Origin of the sequence: Streptomyces sp. WM6386, from assembly GCF_000972385.1 — a bacterium.
In the GTDB taxonomy this organism is placed as follows: domain Bacteria; phylum Actinomycetota; class Actinomycetes; order Streptomycetales; family Streptomycetaceae; genus Streptomyces.
The window spans coordinates 1-317 of the sequence record NZ_JXTE01000771.1 but is presented as its reverse complement, the minus strand read 5'-3'; the positions used below and the strand labels follow the sequence as shown (position 1 = coordinate 317).

The 317-nt window shown below is 67.2% G+C and carries 1 protein-coding gene; it reads left to right on the top strand.

Annotated features, from left to right (window positions below; all coding sequences use genetic code 11):
• On the top strand, nucleotides 1-317 hold a 317-nt coding region (locus TN53_RS43600; RefSeq protein WP_046264484.1), incomplete at both ends, for an NAD-binding protein.

The window sequence follows — 317 nt, the reverse complement described above, 5'->3', positions numbered from 1 at the left end:
GCGGCCGGCGCCGACCCGGGTCAGTTCGTCGAACTGCTGGCCTCGACACTCTTTCCCGGACCCGTCTACTCCGGATATGGGTCGATGATCGCGCAGCGCAAATACCGGCCGGCCGGGTTCACCACAGCACTTGGACGCAAGGACCTCCACCTCGCCCTCGATGCAGCAGCCGGTCAAGCGGTCTCCCTGCCGTTCGGTGAACTGCTCAGAGGCGTGTTCGACCAGGCGATCGCCGACGGCCGCGCAATGGACGACTGGGCTGTGATTGCCGAGCAGCAGCCGCGGGGAACACCGCTGCTCGTACGGTCGTTGGCGGG